This window comes from Ideonella azotifigens (assembly GCF_006519715.1).
Taxonomy (GTDB): Bacteria; Pseudomonadota; Gammaproteobacteria; order Burkholderiales; family Burkholderiaceae_C; genus Ideonella; species Ideonella azotifigens.
This window is the reverse complement of the sequence record NZ_VIDT01000582.1, coordinates 1-3,504: the sequence shown is the minus strand read 5'-3', so window position 1 is coordinate 3,504 and position 3,504 is coordinate 1. Positions and strand designations below refer to the sequence as shown.

Genomic DNA, 3,504 nt, shown 5'->3' with positions numbered 1-3,504 from the left:
GAAGAGCAGGTTCGACGAAGCGCTCAAGGCTTATGCCCTGGCGACCGAAGACGGGGTGGCTGACACCGTGACTGCCGCGACCTACCAGACCGCCATGCTCTACCAGGACTTCGGCCAGGCCATGCTCAGCTCCGAGCGGCCCAAGAAGCTCTCGAAGACCGAGCGCGAACAGTACGACGTGCTGCTGGAGGAGCAGGCCTTCCCGTTCGAGGAAAAGGCCGCCGAGTTGCACACACTCAACGTCCAGCGCAGCACGCAAGGCCTGTACGACGACAGCGTCAAGCGCAGCTTTGCCGCGCTGCGCACGCTGCGCCCGGCCCGCTACGGCAAGGCAGAACGCAGCAACGACGATCTCAGCGCACTGCCGCCCCAGGCAGCCGAGGCCGCACGGCAGCGCGAGGCCGGCCAACTGGCCGAGGCACTCGCCAGTGGGGATGCTGCCTTGACCGCCAAGCCCGACAGCGCGACCCTGCACGCGCAGCGCGGCCTCACGCTGCGGCTGATGGGCCGCTTTGCCGACGCGCGCGCCGCCTACGAAAAAGCCCTGGCGTTGGATGCCAACCATGCCAACGCCGCGCTGAACCTGGGCGTGCTGCTGGACCTGTACCTGGACGATGCCGCCGGCGCCCTCGTCCAGTACCAGCGTTACCTGGCGCTGACCCCCGCCGGCGACCCGGCGGTGGCCAAGTGGGTCACCGAGCTGAAGAACCGCAAGCCGGCGCCTGGCGCCGCAAAGAAGGAGGCCACCTGATGCACCCTGCCCGCTGCCTCACCTTGTTGAGCCTGGCCGCCGCGTGCGCCATGCCGGCGTGGTCCCAAACCAGGTCCGCGAAACCCGCTGCCGCGCCCGCTGCATCTGCTTCAGCCGCCGCGCCGGCCGACAGTGGCAACACCGACCACGCCGACCTGGAGACGACCCAGATCATCGGCAACCGCGAGTTGCCCAAGGTGCTTTACATCGTGCCGTGGAAGCGCCCGGTGCCGACCTCGCTGTCCGGCAAGCCGCCCGGCAGCGTGCTGGACGAAGCGCTGGCGCCGCTGGACCGCGACGTGTTCCGCCGCGAGGTGGCCTACGGCGCCAACGCGCCGGATGCCAAGGCAGCTGCAAAACCAGACGCCACCAAGTGACGCCGCACCGAGCCGACCCGATTCAGATTCCTCTTTTCTTCCCGACTTTGCCTGTACCCGGAGCCTCCCGATGAATGCCATCAGTATCGCCATCAAGTTCATCCAGGACTGCGGCCTGTTCATCTACCCCAGCCTGCTGATCATGGCGCTGGGCGTGTCGATCGCGATCGAACGTTTCATCTTCCTGCGCCGCGCGCGCAGCGAGAACCGCAAGCTGTGGGAGAAGGTGCAGCCGCTGCTGCAGGGCGGCCAGTGGAAGGAAGTCAACAGCCTGGCCGCCAAGAGCGACGCGGCCATCGGCAAGCTGGTGCACAACGGCCTGGCCCGCATGCAAAGCTCGCGCAAGCGCGACGACATCGACGCCGCGATGGAAGAAGGCATGATGGAAATCGTGCCGCGCCTGGAAAAGCGCACCCACTACATCGCCACCTTCGCCAACGTCATCACGCTGGTCGGCCTGCTGGGCACCATCATGGGCCTGATCAAGGCCTTCACGGCCGTGGCGCAAGTGAACCCGGCCGAGAAGGCCGAGCTGCTGTCGGCCTCGATCTCCATCGCGATGAACAACACCGCCGTCGCGCTGATGGTGGCCATTCCCTTCCTGCTGATCCACGCTTTCCTGCAGGCCCGCACCGCCGAGATCGTCGACGGCCTGGAAGCCGCCAAGATCAGCTTCCTGAATGTCGTGCAGCGCCTGGCGCCCGAAGGCAGCGTCAACCGCCCCGCCACCGCTGACAGCGCAGGTCGGCCGGCATGAGGGTGCGCCGACTCCGCAAGGAAACGGCGCACCTGGAAGTCACCGCGTTCATCAACCTGATCGTGGTGCTGGTGCCCTTCCTGCTGTCCACCGCCGTCTTCACCAAGCTGGCGGTGATGGACCTGTCGCTGCCTGCGCCGGCCGCCGGCGTGATGCAGTTGCAGGTCGACAAGCTGCAACTCGAAGTGGTGATCCGACCGGACGCGCTGGACGTGGGCGACCGCGTGGGCGGCCTGATCCTGCACATCCCGAACACCGCAGACGGTGCCTACGACTTCAAGGCGCTGAACGCCGAGATGCTGGTCATCAAGCAGCGCTTCCCGGACGAAAAAGCCGCCAGCGTGCTGGCCCAGGCCAACACGCCTTACGAAACGCTGGTGCAGGCGATGGACGCGATGCGCGCCACGCCCACGCCAGACCCGGCCCACCCCGGCCGCACGGTCAGCACCGAGCTGTTCCCGGCACTGGCCATTGGCGACGCGCCGGTGAAGTCAGCCGGCGCCGCAGCGCCAGCGCCAGCCACCGCGCAAAAAGGCAAGTGAGGCCCGCATGAAACTCACGCCGCTGCAAAAACGCGCCGCCCGCAAGGCGCGCAACCAGACCGGGTTGGACATGAACCTGGTCTCGCTGATCGACGTCTTCACGATCCTGATCTTCTTCCTGCTGTCCAACTCGACCGAGATCGACATCCTGCCGAGCAACAAGGCCGTGATGCTGCCCGAATCGGCGGCCGAGACCTCGCCGCGCGAGACGCTGATGGTGCTGGTCAGCGCCAGCGAGATCATCGTCGGCAGCAAGGTCGTCGCCTCGGTGCCCGAGGTGATGGCATCCAACGAGGACCTGATCGCCCCGCTGCAGGCCGAGCTGGTCGAGCAACAGGCCAATCACAAGCCGGTGCAGACAGACGACCCGGTGAAGCTGGCCCAATCCCAGGCCATCACCATCCTGGGCGACAAGGCCATCCCCTACCAGCTGCTGCGCAAGGTGATGACCACCTGCGCCAGCGCGAACTTCACCAACGTGTCGTTTGCGGTGCGGCAGAAAGTGGGGAGTGCGTCATGAGCGCGGTCCTGTCTTTCCGTTCAGGCGTCCTGGCTTGGGACCATGCGCCGGATGACCTGAGCCGCTACCGGCGCACCCAGGCCACGGTGCTCGCCATCGTCGCGCTGGTGCTGCTGCTGGCCCAGGTGCTGCCGCCGCCGGAGATCCTGCGCGAGCCTACGCCTGCGCCGCTGCCGGCGCCCATGGCCAAGCTGATCCTGGAAAAGCCGGTGCCGCTGGTCTTGCCGGCGGTCAAACCCAAGGTCGAAGCGCCGGTCGCCAAGGCCGAGGTCAAGCCGGTGGAACCAGTGGTGCCGCCGAAGGCCCCCCCCAAGCCGCAGGTCGCCAGCCAGCATGACGGCGGCAAGCCCATCATTGCCGAGGCCCGCAACCCAGTGCCGGACAAGCCGCCAGGCGAGGCCATCGACGCGGCGCGCCGCAAGGCCACCGGCGTGGGCCTGCTGGCGATGAAGGACACGCTGGCCGAAATGCATGGTGCACCGACTGCCGTGCAGCTGAACCAGAACATCAAGCCCGGCGCAGGCGTGGGCAGCGGCACCGGCCCCGGCGTGGGCGCC

The 3,504-nt window shown here is 67.5% G+C and carries 4 protein-coding genes and 2 pseudogenes; all 6 read left to right on the top strand.

All coding sequences use genetic code 11. The annotated features are described in order from the left end of the window. Positions 1–751, top strand: a pseudogene (locus tag FKP22_RS32645) (hypothetical protein); the annotation flags it as partial. Beyond that, positions 751–1,128 (top strand): hypothetical protein, encoded by a 378-nt coding sequence (locus tag FKP22_RS34055; protein WP_231011091.1) that lies wholly within the window; start codon positions 751–753, stop codon positions 1,126–1,128. The pseudogene FKP22_RS32645 and the gene FKP22_RS34055, both read left to right, overlap by 1 nt. Before the next feature lie 70 nt (positions 1,129–1,198). Further along, on the top strand, positions 1,199–1,885 hold the full coding sequence (locus FKP22_RS24430) for a MotA/TolQ/ExbB proton channel family protein (RefSeq protein WP_141290262.1): 687 nt from the start codon (positions 1,199–1,201) through the stop codon (positions 1,883–1,885). After that, complete coding sequence (locus tag FKP22_RS24425; protein WP_141290261.1) at positions 1,882–2,427, top strand: ExbD/TolR family protein; 546 nt, start codon at positions 1,882–1,884, stop codon at positions 2,425–2,427. Before FKP22_RS24430 ends, FKP22_RS24425 begins: the two co-directional genes overlap by 4 nt. A gap of 7 nt (positions 2,428–2,434) precedes the next feature. Continuing rightward, positions 2,435–2,947, top strand: a complete 513-nt coding sequence (locus tag FKP22_RS24420; protein ID WP_141290260.1) for an ExbD/TolR family protein — start codon at positions 2,435–2,437, stop codon at positions 2,945–2,947. Next, positions 2,944–3,504, top strand: a pseudogene (locus FKP22_RS24415) (AgmX/PglI C-terminal domain-containing protein); the annotation flags it as partial. The gene FKP22_RS24420 and the pseudogene FKP22_RS24415, both read left to right, overlap by 4 nt.